Source organism: Oleiphilus sp. HI0067 (genome assembly GCF_001635735.1).
Genome location: NZ_LWFI01001683.1, coordinates 1 through 693, shown reverse-complemented (window position 1 = coordinate 693; position 693 = coordinate 1). Strand labels below are relative to the sequence as shown.

General features: G+C 42.1%; 1 protein-coding gene and 1 pseudogene. Both read left to right on the top strand.

What is annotated here, in order from left to right:
• Positions 1–242 (top strand): annotated as a pseudogene (locus A3739_RS26945) (hypothetical protein); the annotation flags it as partial.
• Positions 243–268: 26 nt separating this feature from the next.
• Positions 269–622 carry a DUF6488 family protein gene (locus tag A3739_RS26940; protein ID WP_068503440.1) on the top strand — a complete coding sequence of 118 codons (354 nt, stop codon included), beginning with the start codon at positions 269–271 and terminating at the stop codon, positions 620–622.
• The last annotated feature ends 71 nt before the right edge of the window (positions 623–693 follow it).

Genomic DNA, 693 nt, shown 5'->3' with positions numbered 1-693 from the left:
TGGTGGCTCTCCTTGCAGGGTGGCGTAGGACAAAATCATTCACTAACTTTATTAATGCGGCAAATGTATTTCTAATGTCTTTAGGGATATTACTTCTGTTGCAGCAATTGCATGGATATTCGCACGAGCAGCATCCTGATGATTTTGGTTTCAGCGCAGATAATCATTTACATGCCCATGAGGAAATGGATGCTAGTTCGATGAAAGTCCCAGCTAAAACTCATCACGATTCAATTGACTGAACAACAAAGTTTTAAAGAGAGACATTATGATTAACTTTATTAGAACATTACTGCTTGGTGCGGTACTCATATTCAGCCAGTTTGCTTTAGCTGGGCCGGGGCATGATCATTCTCATGATCATCAACATGACCCAATAACAAGCGAACAAGCTGTTGATAAAGCATCGGCACATGTTCAAAAGCTCGTTAATAGAGGGAAGATCGATGCTTCTTGGGCGGAGGTTACGGNTAGCTCTGTCGAAGAAAAATCGTTTGGACATGGTCCTGAATGGGTTGTTTCATTTAAGAATGATGCGATTGCTGACCCAGCAAATCAGACGCTTTATATTTTCTATACCATCAACGGAAAGTACTTAGCTTCTAACTTTACGGGGCAATAAGTAGTCGAAGGAGGTGCGAACACCTCCTTTCAGATCGCTGACAAACCCCGGTTTTTATACCGGGGTTTGTT